This is a genomic window from Stenotrophomonas sp. GbtcB23 (assembly GCF_019091045.1).
Taxonomy (GTDB): domain Bacteria; phylum Pseudomonadota; class Gammaproteobacteria; order Xanthomonadales; family Xanthomonadaceae; genus Stenotrophomonas; species Stenotrophomonas rhizophila_A.
On the sequence record NZ_JAGXKC010000304.1, the window covers coordinates 1 to 314 of the forward strand.

Consider the following 314-nt stretch of genomic DNA (forward strand, 5'->3'; position numbering starts at 1 on the left):
CCCCTTTCGGCTGAGCGACGAAAGTCTGATGGTGGTCGAAAACCTGGTGAAAGGGCTCGAGCTGCGCATTGGCATAGAATCCGAGGCAGCGGCGCTCGCCGCCCACAGACGAACCCAGGCCGATATCGAGGCAATGGATGCGGCCTGCAAGGCGATGGATGTCGCGGCCCGTCAGGCGAGCAGAGACACGCAGGCCGATTTCGAATTCCACTGCGCCGTTGCGACTGCCAGCCATAACGAGCACTTCTACCGGATATTCTGCTATCTCGGAGAAACCCTGATGCCGCGCATGCGGCTCCAGAGCCATGGGGTTA

The 314-nt window shown here is 60.8% G+C and carries 1 protein-coding gene; it reads left to right on the plus strand.

Annotation, left to right across the window (positions count from 1 at the left end; translation table 11 throughout):
* Positions 1 to 28: 28 nt before the first annotated feature.
* A partial coding sequence (locus KVS69_RS19205; RefSeq protein WP_217539553.1) for an FCD domain-containing protein occupies positions 29 to 314 on the plus strand: 286 nt, incomplete at its 3' end.